This is a genomic window from Thalassobellus citreus (assembly GCF_044385915.1).
Classification (GTDB): domain Bacteria; phylum Bacteroidota; class Bacteroidia; order Flavobacteriales; family Flavobacteriaceae; genus Thalassobellus; species Thalassobellus citreus.
Map to the genome: position 1 here is coordinate 20,888 of NZ_JBISCC010000124.1, position 17,441 is coordinate 38,328.

Sequence of the window (17,441 nt, forward strand, 5' to 3'; positions counted from 1 at the left end):
TTTGATGTTTTAACAGAAACGGCTAAATGATAACACATATTCAAGGAAAACTTGTAGAAAAAAATCCAACACATGTTGTTATTGATTGCAATGGTGTTGGGTATATGTTAAATATTTCATTACACACATTTTCTCAAATACCAGATAGCGAGCTTCTTAAATTGTATACACATTTGCAAGTAAAAGAAGATTCGCATACACTTTATGGTTTTTCATCATTGGCAGAACGAGAAATTTTCAGATTATTACTTTCGGTAAGTGGTATTGGATCAAGTATAGCTCGTACCATGTTATCGTCATTAACACCTAAACAAGTAAGAGAAGGTATTGCTACTAGTGATGTTGCTTTAATCCAGTCTATAAAAGGCATTGGAGCTAAAACGGCGCAGCGTGTTATTTTGGATTTAAAAGACAAAATCTTAAAAATTTATGATATTGATGAAGTTTCTGTGTCTAAAGACAATACAAGCAAAGATGAAGCGTTATCTGCTTTAGAAGTGCTTGGTTTTGTTAGAAAACAAGCAGAACGTGTCGTAGATAAAATTGTTATAGCACAACCAGAAGCGACAGTAGAAACGATAATTAAACAAGCTTTAAAAAATTTATAATAGATTTTGAATATAACTAACCTAATTTTTTATAAATCAAATAAAAAATATAATCAAAAGCGCAGTCATGGTGCTTTTTTAATTTTTTCATTATTATTTTCTTTAATAGGTTGGTCTCAAGAACCTATTGTTCCAGATTCGCTTAAAACGGGTTTTGATTTAGGAACTATTAAATTACCAAATCCTAATAGTGTAGAGTCTAAATATACTTATGACGCTACAACCAATCGTTATATTTATACCGAAAAAATAGGGAGTTTTAATATTAATTATCCTATAATATTAACACCTAAAGAGTATTATGCTTTAGTCGCAAAGGAAAATTTAAAAGCTTATTACAAAGAAAAAACAGATGCTTTTGATGGTAAAAAAGATGGAGCTGACGATGGACAAAAAAATCTATTACCAGAGTTTTATGTAGATTCAGATTTCTTTAAGAGTGTTTTTGGAAGTGATGTTATTGAGGTAATACCTCAGGGTTCTGTTGAAATGGATTTAGGGGTATTATTTTCAAAACAAGATAATCCATCTTTTTCGCCAAGGAACCGAAGTAATTTTACTTTTGATTTCGATCAAAGAATTAGTTTAAGTCTTTTAGGAAAAGTAGGTACAAGGCTACAAGTAAACGCTAATTACGATACACAATCTACTTTCGATTTTCAAAATCTTATAAAGTTAGAATATACGCCAACAGAAGATGATATTATACAAAAAATAGAAGTTGGTAATGTGAGTATGCCTTTAAACAGCTCGTTAATTACAGGAGCACAGAGTTTGTTTGGTGTAAAAGCGCAATTGCAATTTGGAAAAACAACTGTTACAGGCGTGTTTTCTGAGCAAAAATCACAAGCAAATACAGTTGTGTCGCAAGGAGGAGGTACGCTTGAAGAGTTTGATAAGTTTATTTTAGATTATGATGAGAACAGACACTTCTTTTTAGCACAATATTTTAGAGATACTTATGATGCTGCTTTAGAAACTTATCCATTTATTAATAATAAAGGTTTACAAATTACCAGACTTGAAGTTTGGATGACTAATAGAAGTAATAGAACAGATAATGTTAGAAATATAGTAGCTCTTCAGGATTTAGGGGAGTCTTTTTACGACCCTGCTAACCCAGATAACGATAACTTATTATTAGATCCAATTCCAGGTGGATTTATTAATAGTGCTAATGCTTTACCAGATAATACGAATAATGATTTTGATCCAACAGCTATTGGGTCTGGGTCTATTTTAACAGACCAGATCAGAGATGTTGCTACTGCGCAACAAGGTTTTGGCTCATTATCTTCAGTTGTTAGAGAAGGTTCAGATTATAATAAAATTGAAAACGCTAGAAAATTAGTAAACGGACAAGAATATTCTTTTAATAGTCAATTAGGTTATATCTCATTAAATCAACGATTAAATAACGATGAGGTTTTAGCTGTTGCGTTTCAATTTACGGTTGGTGGTAAAGTGTATCAAGTGGGTGAATTTGCAAATGATGGTGTTGATGCAACCAATGTTACTACAAATGGTAATGGTGATGTAACAAATGTTGTTAACTCTAACTTAATATTAAAATTATTAAAAAGTAGCATCACAAATGTGAATCAGCCTGTTTGGGATTTGATGATGAAAAACATTTATGATACAGGTGCTTATAATTTAAGTTCAGATGATTTTAAACTTAATATTTTTTATAATGAAGCTTCGCCATTAAACTTTATTTCTCCGGTCGGAACTACTGCGTTTCCAGCTCCAGGGACAAATGAAGATCCTTTAGACGAAACTCCTTTATTAAGAGTGTTTAATTTAGATAAGCTAAATTTTAATAACGACCCGCAATCAAAAGGAGATGGTTTTTTTGATTTTGTTCCAGGGATAACGGTTATTCCTCAAGCGGGAAGAATAATTTTTCCAAGTGCAGAACCATTTGGAGAATTTCTATTTAAAAAATTATCGCTTAGTTCTGGTGAAAATTATTTAGATCCTACTAGTTATAACGAAAATCAAACAAAGTATGTTTACGATATACTTTATAGTAGCACAAAAGCAGCTGCTTTAGAAGAGGTTGAGAAAAATAAGTTTAAATTAAAAGGACGTTATAAATCTTCTGGAAATAATGGTATTCCAATAGGTAGTTTTAATGTGCCACGTGGTTCGGTAAGGGTTACTGCAGGTGGCCGTGTGTTGGTAGAAGGGATCGATTATACCGTTAATTATACAGCAGGAACGGTTCAAATTTTAGATGAAGCTTTAAAAGCATCAAATACACCTATTGAAGTATCTACAGAAAATAATGCTGTTTTCGGACAACAAACAAGACGTTTTACAGGTATTAATGTAGAGCATAAGTTTAACGAAAATTTTGTGTTGGGTGCAACGCTATTAAATCTTAACGAGCGACCAATAACACAAAAGGCAAACTATGGAACAGAGCCTATAAATAATACTATTTTTGGTTTTAATGGCAACTATGCAACTAAAGTACCTTTCTTAACAAGACTAGCTAATAAGCTGCCTAATATAGATACCGATGCAGAATCTAATTTTTCACTTAGAGGCGAATTTGCATATTTAGCGCCAGGAGCACCAAAAGGAACTAATTTAAATGGAGAGTCAACGTCTTATATTGATGATTTTGAAGGCTCTCAAAATGGTATTGATTTAAGATCGCAACAATCATGGTTTTTATCAAGTAGACCATCAGATTTTGATGGAGATGGGGAAGATGATGGGGAAACAGGAATTAAAAGTGGTTATGGTAGAGCACTTTTAAATTGGTATAGCATCGATCCTATTTTTTACAGCAGTCAGCGTCCAAATGAAATAACGGATGAAGATATGTCTAGTTTGTATACAAGTCGTGTGTTTATTAATGAGCTGTTTCCAGACAGAGAGTTAGTGCAAGGTCAAAACTCGGTACTTTTCACTTTAGATTTAGCCTATTATCCACAAGAAAGAGGGCCTTATAATTTTGATCCAAATGCAGCTAATGAAGTTATTAATAATCCTCAAAAAAGTTGGGCGGGTATTACGCGTCAATTAACGTCTACAGATTTTGAACAACAAAATGTAGAATATATAGATTTTTGGTTACAAGATCCTTTTCAAGACAATGAAACAAACCCTGGAGGAAAGCTTGTATTTAATTTAGGTAATATTTCAGAAGATATCGTTAAAGATGGTAGAAAATTATATGAAAATGGTTTGCCAATAAACGGAGATGTAAGTTTATTGCCAGTTACCGATTATGGTACTGTTGTACCGCAAAACCAATCACTAATTTATGCATTCGATACTACTGGAGAAGAAAGAACAAATCAAGATGTAGGTTATGATGGATATAGTGATGATGATGAAAGGAGTTTTGCTTTAAGAGAAAACTTACCAATAGGGTTTCAAAATTCAGAAGATCCTTCAAAGGATAATTATACTTACTTTTTAAATACAGAGGGTAATATATTTGAACGTTATAAAAAATATAATGGTGTAGAAGGTAATACGCCTGAAACATTCACTAATACAGATCGTGGAGCCAATACACAACCAGATGTAGAAGATATTAATCGTGATAATACTATGAACACGATTGATAGTTATTTTGAATATGAATTAGATCTTACAAGACAAAATTTACCAGAATCTCAAGCCGATTTTGAAAATTTACCTAATAGTAATCCATTAAAAGAGTTTTTAAGAGATTTTAAAGATAGACCACGTGTTTTACCAAATGGAGAAACAAGAAATGTTAGATGGTATCAATTTAGAATTCCTGTTCAAGGAGCTCATGCAAAAGCCGTTGGAGGAATTAGTGATTTAAGGTCGGTGCGTTTTACGCGTATCTTTTTAAAAGAGTTTACACAGCCAACAGTTTTTCGTTTTGGAACATTAGATTTGGTTAGAAGTGATTGGAGACGTTACACACAAGCTTTAGATAAAAATGACCCAACACCAGATGATCCTCAAACAGAATTTTCTGTAGGTGTTATTGGTACACTAGAAAATGAAGGAAGTTATGATAGGCCTCCAGGAATTGAGCCTGAAGAATTGTTTAATAATAATACGGTAGTTCCGCAGAATGAGCAATCATTAGTGGTAAAGGTTTGTAATTTAGAAGCTGAAGATTCTAAGGCTGTTTATAAAAATATAAGTGTTGATATGCGTCAATTTAAGCGCATGAGAATGTTTATGCATGCTGAGGATAATGAATCATTAACACAATTACAAAGTAACGATATTGTTGGTTTTATAAGATTAGGTAATGACCTTACCGAGAATTATTATCAAATAGAAATACCCTTAGAAATTTCAACGTCTACAAGTAGAGAAGGTTTATGGCCAATAAATAACGAAATTAACTTACCAATAGAAGTTCTAGGAAAAATTAAAGCGCAAGGTATTTCAGATATGACCTTGGGTAATGAAGACCCAACTTTTTATGATGTTATAGATGGCGATGTCGTATTAGCTGCAGATCCATTTGGTGGGTATGTTCCTGGTCAACATCGAGTTGGTATAAAAGGAAATCCCAATTTCGGAGATATAAGGACTTTAATGGTTGGGATTAAAAATGCTACAAATAGAGACGATGTTTGTGCAGAAGTATGGTATAACGAACTTCGTTTATCTGATATGGATAACGAAGGTGGTTGGGCAGCTGTTGTTAGTTTAGATACTAATATTGCAGACTTTATGACGTTAAGTGCTACTGGAAGTCAGAGCACATCAGGTTTTGGTTCTTTAGAGCAAGGTCCAAGTCAGCGTAGTTTAGAAGATGTGAAACAATATGATGTTGTTACCAACATAAAAGTTGGACAAATATTACCAAAAAAATGGGGTATTCAGCTGCCATTTAATTATGGGCAAAGTGAAGAGCTTATCACGCCTAAATACGATCAGTTTTATAAAGATTTAACTTTAGAATCAAGACTTGATGTAGCTAATACAAATGCAGAAAGGGAGCTGGTAAAACAAAACTCTGAAGATTATACGAGGCGTCAAAGCATCAATTTTATTGGCGTTAGAAAAATAAGAACTACCGATGCCAAACCTCGTTTTTACGATGTAGAAAACGTAACACTTAATTATTCATATAATAAGGTTGAGCATAGAGATTTTGAAATTGAAAATTCGGTTAATAAAACATTGCGATTAGGAGCCAATTATGCATTTAATTTTAATCCTATAAAAGTGGAGCCTTTTAAAAAGAACGACTCCTTGTTTAGAGGTAAGTATTGGAAAATTTTAAAAGATTTTAATTTAAATTTATTACCAGCGAGCTTTACGGTTAATACAGATTTAAACAGACAATTTAATAGTCAGAAATTTAGAGAAATAGATTTAGGTCAAGGTAATATTGGTATTGAAGAATTATATAGAAGAAATTATACATTCGATTTTCAATATGGTGTTAATTACAATTTAACAGATGCTTTGCAGTTTAATTTTACAGCATCTAATAATAATATTGTTAGAAATTATTATAAGGATAACGATTTAATACGTGGAGAACAAGATGAAACTTTAGATGTTTGGGATGGACTTCTTGATTTTGGTGATCCCAATAGACAATCTCAAGATTTAGGTATAACTTATAAGTTGCCAATTAATAAAATACCAACATTTAGTTTTATAGATGCAACCTATCAATACAGTGGTAATTTTCAATGGCAAAAAGGCTCAGATTTATATGGTGAATTAGAACTTACTTATACAGACCCTAATGACCCTAGTAATCAATTAACAGGAAATTTTGATTTAGGAAATACCATCCAAAATGCTAATACACATAATATAAATACAACTTTAGATATGAAAAAGTTGTATAAATATATTGGCTTAGTGAAGAAACCTATTAAAAGAGTAAGAAGTAGAGGAAATGCAGCAGGAGGGCCACCGGGAGCAGGTCAGAAAAAAGGAAGTCCAAAACCAAAAGTAAAAAACCAATCGGTAACAAAGATATTAAATGCTGGTGTCGATATTTTAACTACAATTAAAAGAATTCAATTTAGTTATAGAGAAAATAATGGAACGTTTTTACCTGGATATTTACAAACACCTGGTTTTATAGGAACCTTAAAACCAACCACAGGATTTACATTTGGAAGCCAAAGTGATATTAGAGATTTAGCTGCAAGACGAGGTTGGTTAACCGTGTTTCCTGAGTTCAATCAGCAATTTACCACTACCAATACTAAAGAATTGGATATGTCTGCGAGTTTACAACCGGTTAGAGATTTAAAAATTGATATTATAGGTAATAGAACCTATTATGAAAATTATACTGAAAACTTTAAAGTTAATAGTGTTGGCAGCGATTTCGAATATCAATCTTTAACACCAAACACTTTTGGGAATTTTAATATTTCAACACTTTTAATTAAAACAGCATTTAGCAAAAGTGATGAAACAACCTCTGATGCTTTTAACGAATTTAGATCAAATAGGTTAGTAATTGCAAGACGATTAGCTGAAGCAAAAGGAGCAGACATTACAGATGTTGATGCCGATGGATACCCTAAAGGTTATGGGAAAAGTAGTCAAGCAGTATTATTGCCAGCTTTTTTAGCCGCTTATTCTGGGCAAGATGCTAGTAAAGTAAAAACCAGTGCTTTTAGAGATGTGCCAATTCCTAACTGGGATTTAAAGTATACAGGTTTTATGAAGTTTAAGTGGTTTAAAAAACGATTTAAACGTTTCTCTTTAACACATGGGTACCGCTCAACATATACTATAAATCAATTTCAAACGAATTTAGATTATGATAGTAATAACCCTGAAGCTTTAGATCAAGGAGGTAATTTTAAAAACGAAACACTGTTTAGTAATATCAACTTAACAGAAATGTTTAGTCCGTTAGTTCGAATTGATTTCGAAATGAAAAATTCGGTTAAGATTCTAGCAGAAATTCAAAAGGATAGAATGATATCATTAAGTTTTGATAATAATTTGATGACAGAAGTTTTGGGTAACGAATATATAATTGGCTTAGGTTATAGAATTAAAGATTTGCGTATTCGCTCTAATTTAGCAGGGCCAAGTAAACGTATTGTGAGTGATTTAAATATGAAAGCAGATATTTCTGTTAGAGATAATAAAACCATTATTAGATATTTAGATTTAGAAAATAATCAAGTTACTTCAGGTCAAACTATCTGGGGATTAAAATATTCAGCCGATTATGCTTTTAGCAAAAACTTAACAGGTATCTTTTATTTTGATTATACATTCTCTGAATATGCTATATCTACAGCGTTTCCGCAAACTACTATTAGATCAGGATTAACAATTAGATATAATTTTGGTAATTAACATATATTCTGTTTGAATTTAAAGTTTGAATAAATACATTTGTGATCTATAAATAAAAATAATAAAATGAATATTCCATCAGAATTAAAATATACTAAAGACCACGAGTGGATTAAAATAGATGACGATATAGCCACTATTGGTATTACCGATTTTGCACAAAGTGAATTAGGTGATATTGTTTATGTTGAAGTTGAAACTCTTGACGAAACTTTAGAAGCCGAAGAGGTTTTTGGAACTGTTGAAGCAGTTAAAACGGTATCTGATTTATTTTTGCCTTTATCAGGTGAAATAATAGAGTTTAATGAATCTCTAGAAGATGAACCAGAAAAAGTGAATACTGATCCTTATGGTGACGGATGGATGATAAAAGTGAAATGTTCAGATATGTCTCAAGTAGATGGTTTAATGTCTGCTGATGATTATAAAACTTTAATTGGTGCTTAAAAAAAAAGCATTATTAATAAGTATAATTTATACACTCGCATTAACTTATGCTAGTTTAGTAAAGCTTAATAATGTTCCTGATATAGGAGTAAGTTTTGGTGATAAAATATTTCATTTTCTTGCCTATAGTTTGTTAGCCTTTTTATGGTTTAGTACTTTTCTTTTTAATTTCAATTTTAAAGAAAAAAAAGCAATTACTTACGCAGCAGTTATTTCAGTAATTTTTGGTATAATTATTGAGGTATTACAAGAAACATTAACTGTTTACAGGTCAATGGATGTTTATGATGTTTTTGCAAATTCATCAGGAGTATTACTAACAGTTCTAGTTTTAGTTCTGAAAAAAAATATTGGCGTTAAATAAATATAAAGGCTTGCTTTTTTTGTAAATAAATAGTTATTTTAGCAATCCTGAGTAAAACAATAAAAAAATTATGGAACCTAAAAAAAATCCTAAAGCAAATGTTGGACGTAATAGTTCACTGTATTTCGCAATTGGCTTAGCTTTAATGTTGTTTTTAACAAATTTTGCTATCAATTACAAAACCTATGATAAGGCAGACATTGATATAGGTCAACTAAATTTAGATGATTTGGATGATGAAGAAATTCCAATTACTGAACAATTACAAACGCCTCCACCTCCACCTCCACCTCCCGCTGCTCCTGAAGTAATTGAGATTGTAGAAGATGAAGTGGAAGTTGAAGAAACTGTTATAGAATCTACTGAGGTTGATCAAGAAACAGAGATTGTTGAAGTAGAAGATGTAGAAATTGGAGATGCGGTAGAAGAAGATGTGGATGTACCATTTTCTGTTATTGAAAATGTACCAGTTTTTCCAGGTTGCGAAAAAGGCAGTAATGCTAAGAAAAGAGATTGTATGTCTAAAAAAATAACTCAGTTTGTGCAAAGGAAGTTTAATACTGATTTGGCAAGTGATTTAGGATTAAGCGGAAGACAACGTATTAATGTTATTTTTAAGATTGATAAAACTGGATCTATTACAGGTATTCGTGCAAGAGCTCCGCATCCAGCTTTAGAGAAGGAAGCGGCAAGAGTTATTAATATGCTACCTAAAATGAAACCAGGGAAACAACGTGGTAAGCCAGTAAATGTTCCATATTCATTACCTATTATTTTCCAAGTACAAGATTAATTTGTTATTACTACGAAAGTAGGAATCTATAATATAAAATCCCGTTACAAGTTTTGTAACGGGATTTCTTTTTTGGTATGCTTATTGTGACTTTATCATAATATTAACATATAAACTTTAATTATTATGAGTAATCAAAAGAAAACTCACGAACTCATTCGGCAAAATGAGCAAATCGTGAAAAAATCACAAAAGCATGATGCAAATTTACAAAAAAACTCCACCCTTTACTTCCAAGTAGGATTAATTGTGTGTTTACTAGCAGCCTATGGTTTGCTTGAGATGAAGTTTGAAACAAAAATACCTCAAGTTTCTGATGTAGTCCAAGTTACTCAAGATTTTACAGATGCACCTGTTGAGAAATTCAAAATTTATGAAGAACCAAAAGTAGAAGTTAAACCTGAAGTTAATAAAAAGGTTTTGTTAACAGATAAAATTAAAGCAGTTGATGATAATTTTGAAATTCCGGAATTTGTAGAAATAATGACTGCAGAACAGAATACGTCTTCAGATTTTTCTTTAGATCCAGATTCAGTAAATGTTATGAAGCTGGAAGAGGAAACAAATATTCCTGTTGCTTTTATACAAAATGTTCCTGTTTATCCAGGGTGTGAAAACAAAAAGTCAAATGATGAAAAGCGTAAATGTATGTCTCAAAAAATTACAAAACTTATTCAAAGGAAGTTTGATGGAAGTGATATTGCTTCAGATTATGGTTTATCTGGTAGACAAAAAATTGATGTTCAATTTACCGTAGACAAAACAGGTCGTGTGGCTAATATAAAAACAAGATCACCACATCCAAAATTAGATGAAGAGGCAGAACGTGTGATTAATATGATTCCAGAAATGACACCAGGAAAACAAAATGATAAAAATGTTGGGGTTCTTTATAGTATACCTATAGTGTTTCAAGTACAGAATTAAAGAATCACAATTTTAAATATTTATAACCGTTATCATCTCAATATGATAGCGGTTTTTTATACCAGTATTTTAAAAAATACTATCTTTCGGCTTTAATTAACTTTTAATAAAATTATGAGGCAATACATTGTACTACTCCTACTTTTAGTTCAATACAATATGTATGCTCAAAGTCATTCTTATTACGAAAAGGCCCCCGTTTTTTCAAACTGTGAAACTGTAGATGTAGATTCTCTTCAAAACTGTTTTGATAAAAATGTATTCACTCATATTTATGAGAATTTTAAAATACCTCAAAAGGTTTTAAACGAAAAATATAAAGGAGAAGTTGTTGTGCTTTTTGAAGTAGATACGACTGGGCAATTTAGAGTGATTTATGTGGATGCCATGTATGATGAGCTAAAAACCGAAGTAAAACGTGTTTTTTCAAGATTTTCAAAAATAAAACCTGCTACATATAATGGCAGAAAGACTTACAAGCAGTATTCTATTCCAATAAAGATTCCTTTAGTTAATCAAACAGTTACAACACAAGATTTAGTAAAGGAAAAAGAAATTTCAAAATTAGAACAGGAAGCAAAATTAGAGTTTGATAGAGTGAATGATGATTTAAAAGTTTTTGAAAACGAAGCTTATAAAAGTCAGTTAAATATTCAGTTTACGCATAGCGATTATTCAAGATTTGATAGACAAATGAACCTTGTTGGCACTAATAGTCATACTGCTTCAAAACCATTTATTTATGAAGACGTATCAAGATATTACGATTTTAAAGCCGAAAAACAAAAATTACTAAAAGAAACAGATACTTGGGTAGAAAGAAAACTTTGGAATGAACATTTAGTGCAATTAGAAGGTAAAGATTATTGGTTTACTGTCGATCCTATTTTCGATTTAGAAGTTGGAAAAGATACCGATGCTGATTTTAATACAACTTATAATAATACTAGAGGTTTTTTAGTGCAAGGAGGTTTGGGTAAAAAGTTTAATTTTTATGCGTCGGTTTTTGAAAGTCAAGGACGTTTTGCACAATATGTAAACGATTATGCTGAAAGTTTAAAAGCATTTGGTCCAGATCCAGCCATTATTCCTGGTCGTGGTATAGCAAAGCGATTTAAAACCGATTCATATGATTATCCGGTTGCAGAAGCTTATATGTCGTATGCTCCTGCAAAGTTTATTAATGTTCAATTTGGGCATGGTAAAAACTTTATTGGTGATGGATACAGGTCGTTATTATTAAGTGATGTTGCAAGTCCACATCCATTTTTAAAATTGAATACCAAGTTTTGGAAAATAAAATATACTAATACTTGGATGTGGTTAAAAGACGTAAGGCCTGAAGTTGAAAATGATAAAGCCTTTTTAACAAAATATATTGCCAATCATTATTTAAGTTGGAATGTGTCTAAACGATTAAATATTGGGTTGTTTGAATCGGTGTTGTGGACAAATACTAACGATAGAGGTTTTGATGTAAATTATTTAAACCCTATTATATTTTACAGGGCTATTGAGTTTGAAACAGGGCAAGGCGCAGGAAATGCTATTTTAGGAACTTCGGGGAAATATAAATGGAATGATAATGTGAATATTTACAGTCAGTTTATTTTAGATGAATTCTCGTTAAGCGATATTAAAGGCGGAGAAAAAAGTTGGAAAAATAAATTTGGGTATCAAATTGGGGTGAAATATTTTAATGCGTTTAAAGTTGATAATTTGATGCTTCAGTTCGAGTATAATCGTGTGCGTCCTTTTACGTATTCTCATAATACCGTTGTTTTAAATTATGCACATAATAACCAATCGATGGCACATTTATGGGGTGCTAATTTTAGCGAAGCGATTTTTATAGGGCGTTATAAATATAAACGTTGGTATGCCGATGCGAAACTTATTTTTGGTGTTCGTGGTTTAGATTTTAATGATGGTACGGATGATTTTAGTTACGGTGGTGATATTTATAGAGACTATAATGACAGACCTTTTGATACAGGCGTAGAAGTAGGACAAGGTATTAAAACTAATATATTTAACGGAAATTTGCAAGCGGGTTATATTGTAAATCCGGCATCTAATTTAAAAGTATTTACAGATATTACTGTTAGAAACTTTAATCCTGAAGCTACAACAAGCACAACGTTTAAAAATGATACGATGTGGTTTAATTTTGGAATTCGCACCGATTTATTTAATTGGTATTTTGATAATTAGAAGATAAAGAATAGATGAAACTTTTTTTAGAGATATTATTACTGGTATTGGTGCTATCTTGTAATCAAAAGAAGAAAGAACTAAAAGTCAAGGAACAGACAACGGAAAAACAAGTTGATACTTTAGGAGTCTATAATGATGTATTGAATGATTTGATTGAGAATTACCTATATAATAATTATTTAGGAGAGAAAGCTCAACTTTTAGTGGTTGATTGGTTTAATAAAAAGATAGACGAGACAACGTATATAAATAAAATAAATGTTTTAAAAAATAAAGTTATTACAGAAGATTCTTTAAAAGGGGTGCTTTATATAGATGGAGTATTCGATGGTTATACCACAAATCTTGAATCTTTAAATTTTGTAGAAAATAATAATTTTTATTTAGAAGAAGTTGTAGTACAAATTAGTAAGGAAAATTTGTATGCTGTAGATTCGTTAAAATCTAATTTTGTTAAAATAAAACGGTTTCGAAATTCTGATGAAAAAAAAGAATTTGAGGTAGGCGATATAAGTTTTTCTAAAATAGTATTTAATAAAAATAAAGATTCAGCCATATTGTATTTTTCATTTGTATGTGGAGGAAAATGTGGAGAAGGTTCATTGGTATTAATAAAAATTATTGATGGAAAATGGAAGGTAGAAAAAAAATATTCACTTTGGGAAATCTAAAATAGCTGTGAATTTAATTCTATAAATGCGTTAGGGATAGCAGAGAAAAACCCACAGCGAGGTAAGAGTGAGGATTTGCAACGTATAGCCCGACCCTTTGGGTAACGCCCAAAATATTTTTATTGATAACCTGCTATTTTAATTTACCTTTAAAAAGCATTGCTCAAAATGGTTTTATAAAGTATCTTTGCACTCGCAATATAAAAGCGATTAAGCAAAAGACATATTGAGTAATTCAAAAACTTCATTATCAGAACCTTCTGTAATTTCAGATTTTAAAGAAATCACAAAAATGCGTTTGGCATTAAGTGTGGTTTTTTCATCTATTGCTGGTTATTTATTGGGCGTAGAAACGGTTGACTTTAAAACCTTAATTTTACTAGCCTTAGGAGGTTATTTTATGGTAGGTGCTTCTAATGCATTTAATCAAATTATTGAAAAAGATTTAGATGCTTTAATGGATCGTACCAAAAACAGACCTATTCCTGCGGGACGCATGTCGGTTAACACTGCTTTTATTATCGCCTCTATTTTTACATTATTAGGTATTATTATATTATATACTATTAATAAGCAAACAGCCATGTTTGGGGCTATTTCTATTTTTATATATACCTGTGTTTATACACCATTAAAAACAAAAACACCTATTTCTGTATTTGTTGGAGCTATACCTGGTGCTATACCTTTTATGTTAGGTTGGGTAGCTGCGACAGATAATTTTGGAATAGAACCAGGGACTTTATTTGCATTACAGTTTTTCTGGCAATTTCCTCACTTTTGGGCTATTGGTTGGTTTTTGTTTGAAGATTATAAAAAAGGTGGATTTTTTATGCTACCAACAGGAAAGCAAGATAAAGGAACAGCAGTGCAAGTTATGATGTATACTATTTGGACGATACTTGTTTCTATTATTCCTGTATTTGGTTTTACAGGAGATTTACATCTATCAATAATAGCAGCTATTCTAGTCTTTATTTTAGGGTTAGGTATGTTGTATTATGCGATTCAATTATTTAAAAAAATGACAGAACAGGCTGCAAAACAATTGATGTTGGCTAGTGTTTTATATATAACACTAATTCAAATTGTTTATGTTGTCGATAAATTTATAAGTTAATCATGGATTTAACTCAAGGAACTCCAGAAGAAAAAAATAGTAGAGCAAAAAAAATGATGCTTTGGTTTGGCATTATTTCACTTATTATGTCGTTTGCAGGATGGACGAGTGCTTTTGTTGTTAGTAGTTCTAGACCAGATTGGTTAAAAGATTTTCAATTACCGAATGCTTTTATAATTAGTACAGTTGTTATTCTTATAAGCAGTGTTACTTTTTTATTAGCAAAATCGGCTTTAAAAAAAGGAAATAGAAACGCTACAACTATTTGGTTAGTAGTAACACTTATTTTAGGTGTTACTTTTATTTTTAATCAGTTTTCTGGTTTTCAACAAATAATTGATTTGGGGTATAATTTTACCGGACCAACAAGTAATGTAACCATGTCTTATATTTATTTAATAGCATTGGTACATGTTTTACACGTTGTTGTTGGGTTGATTTGTTTATTGGTTGTAATTTATAATCATTTTAAACAAAAGTATAATGCCACTAATATGCTAGGGTTAGAATTAGCAGGCACATTTTGGCATTTTATAGATATACTTTGGGTTTATCTATTCCTGTTTTTATATTTTGTTAGATAGTATTTTAGCTCTGTTATTAAATTTTAAAAAAAATAATAGAGAAATTCAATAAAACTAACATTTATCATAGTTTAAAATTTACGGTTGTATATTTCGTCAGATAAATAAAATGATTATTTTTGTGCAACTTAAAAAATAACCAACGTATATGAGTACTACAGTTGTAACTACTGGAACAGAAGGCAAAACTTGGGGAGGCGGTAACGATCAACCGTTAAAGGCAAGTTATGGAAAAATGATGATGTGGTTTTTCATTGTTTCAGATGCTTTAACATTTTCAGGCTTTTTAGCAGCCTACGGATTTTCAAGATTTAAGTTTATTGATGCATGGCCAATTGCAGATGAAGTGTTTACGCACGTTCCGTTTTTACATGGTCAAGACTTGCCAATGATATATGTAGCATTTATGACATTTGTGCTTATTATGTCGTCTGTAACTATGGTATTAGCTGTAGATGCTGGACATCATTTAAATAAAGCTAAAGTAACAGTCTACATGTTTTTAACCATTATTGGTGGTTTAATATTTGTGGGATCTCAAGCTTGGGAATGGGCTACATTTATTCAAGGAGATTATGGAGCTGTTCAAACAAAAGGAGGAAATATTCTTCAATTTGTAGATACCGATGGTCATCGTGTAGCGCTTAGAGATTTTGTTGTAGCCGATGCGCATGCAGAAAGAGGTCAGCATGAAAGAAAAAACGGTTTATGGTTTACTAGTGAAGAAGCATTACCAACTTATACTGTTGATGAAGTTATTCATGGTTTAGAATCGCATGAAAATGTGTTAGTTAGAACTCAAGTTATAAATGAGGAAGGCGAGAAAACAGTTTTATCTAGAGAAGCATCATTAAAACAATTAAAGGCTAATGGAAAAGCTGTTGTAGAAGGAGCTAATTTACATGTAAATGAATATGGTTCGCCATTATTTGCAGATTTCTTTTTCTTTATTACAGGGTTTCACGGTTTTCACGTATTTTCAGGTGTTGTAATTAATATCATTATTTTCTTTAATGTGGTATTAGGAACTTACGAAAGACGTAAAAGCTATGAAATGGTAGAGAAAGTTGGTTTATACTGGCACTTTGTAGATTTAGTTTGGGTATTTGTATTTACATTCTTCTACCTAGTTTAATTATATAATAATATTTTTATTCCTAAATAATCGGGATTTTAAAAGCATAAAAAATGGCACACGAACATAAATTAGAAATATTTAGAGGGCTTTGGAAGTTTAAATCTAATACTCAAAAAATTTGGGGTGTTTTAATCTTTTTAACTTTTGTAACGGCTATAGAAGTTGTACTTGGTATATATAAACCAGAAGTTTTAATGGGGCAGGTTTTAGGTATGAAAGCTCTTAACTGGGTTTTTATTATACTAACTTTAGTAAAAGCATATTATATTACTTGGGATTTCATGCACATGCGTGATGAAACTAAAGGATTAAGACGTGCTGTTGTATGGATAGCAATATTCTTAGTATTATATTTAATATTCATTTTATTACAAGAAGGCGGATACGTTTTTAGAGTATATGATAATGGATTTATTAAAAGAGATTTTTAACTAAATAATAGTTAAATAGATATATTAAGGCGGTTTTTAAACCGTCTTTTTTTATTTTTGCACTTCTGTATTTATTCAATAGAAATACATTTATTTAATGGATTATAAGAAAGTAAGTAGGTATGTAATTTTAGGAATATTATTTTTCCTTCCTGTGTCGTTTTTGTTGATATTATATCCTGCAACACATAATTATACGCCATTAGATATTGTAAACGAATCGGTTTTAGATTTAGAATCATTTTCTTCAGATTCTAATGAGCCTATAGTTTTAAAAGATCATATTACCGTATTAGGTTTCTTTGGTAATAACCCTGCAACAAGTAACACGGTTGCTTTAAATTTAAAAGAATTGGTTTATGATAAATTTAAAGGTTTTAAAAAATTTCAAATAGTTATTCTAATGCCAAATGGTACAGAAGATGCTGTTAAAAAACTTAAACAAGATATTAGTTCTTATGAAGATTTAAGATTTTGGCATTTTGTTTTTGGAACACCTAAAGCAATTCAGCAAGTGTATTTTAGTCTGAAAAGTAAAAGCGATTTAAGCTCCGATTTATCATCAAGACATGTATTTGTAGTTGATAAGGATTTAAATCAAAGAGGACGATTAGATGATAGAACAGATAATGAATTAGAAAGTAAGAAACCAGTTTATAGATTAAACTCTTACGATTGTATTGAAGTGGCTGAAATTAAAAATAAAATGAGTGATGACTTACGTATTTTATTTACAGAATATAGGCAAAAACGTAAAGGAGAATTTAACTCTGATACTCGAAGAGCAAGCGATTTAAACGGTAATAATGATAATTAATAGAAGTTAGAATTTTAGA

At 31.0% G+C, this 17,441-nt stretch carries 13 protein-coding genes; all 13 read left to right on the plus strand.

The window, feature by feature from the left end:
• Window positions 1-26: 26 nt before the first annotated feature.
• The 13 genes from ruvA (at window position 27) to ACH5TX_RS09070 (ending at window position 17,422) form a co-directional block, all read left to right on the plus strand.
• The gene (gene ruvA, locus ACH5TX_RS09010) at window positions 27-608 is read left to right on the plus strand and encodes a Holliday junction branch migration protein RuvA (protein ID WP_439339175.1); all 582 of its coding nucleotides are present in this window, start codon (window positions 27-29) and stop codon (window positions 606-608) included.
• Between the two features lie 6 nt (window positions 609-614).
• Window positions 615-7,913: a T9SS outer membrane translocon Sov/SprA gene (sov, locus tag ACH5TX_RS09015; protein WP_439339176.1), complete on the plus strand. Its 7,299-nt coding sequence runs from the start codon at window positions 615-617 to the stop codon at window positions 7,911-7,913.
• 66 nt (window positions 7,914-7,979) lie between these two features.
• Window positions 7,980-8,360 (plus strand): glycine cleavage system protein GcvH, encoded by a 381-nt coding sequence (gcvH, locus tag ACH5TX_RS09020; RefSeq protein WP_439339177.1) that lies wholly within the window; start codon window positions 7,980-7,982, stop codon window positions 8,358-8,360.
• Window positions 8,353-8,724, plus strand: a complete 372-nt coding sequence (locus ACH5TX_RS09025; protein WP_439339178.1) for a VanZ family protein — start codon at window positions 8,353-8,355, stop codon at window positions 8,722-8,724. Before gcvH ends, ACH5TX_RS09025 begins: the two co-directional genes overlap by 8 nt.
• A 70-nt stretch (window positions 8,725-8,794) precedes the next feature.
• Window positions 8,795-9,517: an energy transducer TonB gene (locus ACH5TX_RS09030; protein ID WP_439339179.1), complete on the plus strand. Its 723-nt coding sequence runs from the start codon at window positions 8,795-8,797 to the stop codon at window positions 9,515-9,517.
• 126 nt (window positions 9,518-9,643) lie between these two features.
• The gene (locus tag ACH5TX_RS09035; RefSeq protein ID WP_439339180.1) at window positions 9,644-10,444 is read left to right on the plus strand and encodes an energy transducer TonB; all 801 of its coding nucleotides are present in this window, start codon (window positions 9,644-9,646) and stop codon (window positions 10,442-10,444) included.
• Between the two features lie 114 nt (window positions 10,445-10,558).
• On the plus strand, window positions 10,559-12,658 hold the full coding sequence (locus ACH5TX_RS09040) for a gliding motility outer membrane protein RemB (protein WP_439339181.1): 2,100 nt from the start codon (window positions 10,559-10,561) through the stop codon (window positions 12,656-12,658).
• Window positions 12,659-12,672: 14 nt separating this feature from the next.
• Window positions 12,673-13,332, plus strand: coding sequence for a hypothetical protein (locus tag ACH5TX_RS09045; RefSeq protein ID WP_439339182.1), 660 nt, complete (start codon window positions 12,673-12,675; stop codon window positions 13,330-13,332).
• A 226-nt stretch (window positions 13,333-13,558) separates the two neighbouring features.
• Window positions 13,559-14,452 (plus strand): heme o synthase, encoded by an 894-nt coding sequence (cyoE, locus tag ACH5TX_RS09050; RefSeq protein WP_439339183.1) that lies wholly within the window; start codon window positions 13,559-13,561, stop codon window positions 14,450-14,452.
• A gap of 2 nt (window positions 14,453-14,454) precedes the next feature.
• Window positions 14,455-15,036, plus strand: a complete 582-nt coding sequence (locus ACH5TX_RS09055) for a cytochrome c oxidase subunit 3 (protein ID WP_439339184.1) — start codon at window positions 14,455-14,457, stop codon at window positions 15,034-15,036.
• A gap of 148 nt (window positions 15,037-15,184) precedes the next feature.
• Window positions 15,185-16,171 (plus strand): cytochrome c oxidase subunit 3, encoded by a 987-nt coding sequence (locus tag ACH5TX_RS09060; protein ID WP_439339185.1) that lies wholly within the window; start codon window positions 15,185-15,187, stop codon window positions 16,169-16,171.
• A gap of 53 nt (window positions 16,172-16,224) precedes the next feature.
• Window positions 16,225-16,605 carry a cytochrome C oxidase subunit IV family protein gene (locus ACH5TX_RS09065; protein WP_439339186.1) on the plus strand — a complete coding sequence of 127 codons (381 nt, stop codon included), beginning with the start codon at window positions 16,225-16,227 and terminating at the stop codon, window positions 16,603-16,605.
• 97 nt (window positions 16,606-16,702) lie between these two features.
• Window positions 16,703-17,422 (plus strand): hypothetical protein, encoded by a 720-nt coding sequence (locus ACH5TX_RS09070; RefSeq protein ID WP_439339187.1) that lies wholly within the window; start codon window positions 16,703-16,705, stop codon window positions 17,420-17,422.
• Window positions 17,423-17,441 lie beyond the last annotated feature (19 nt).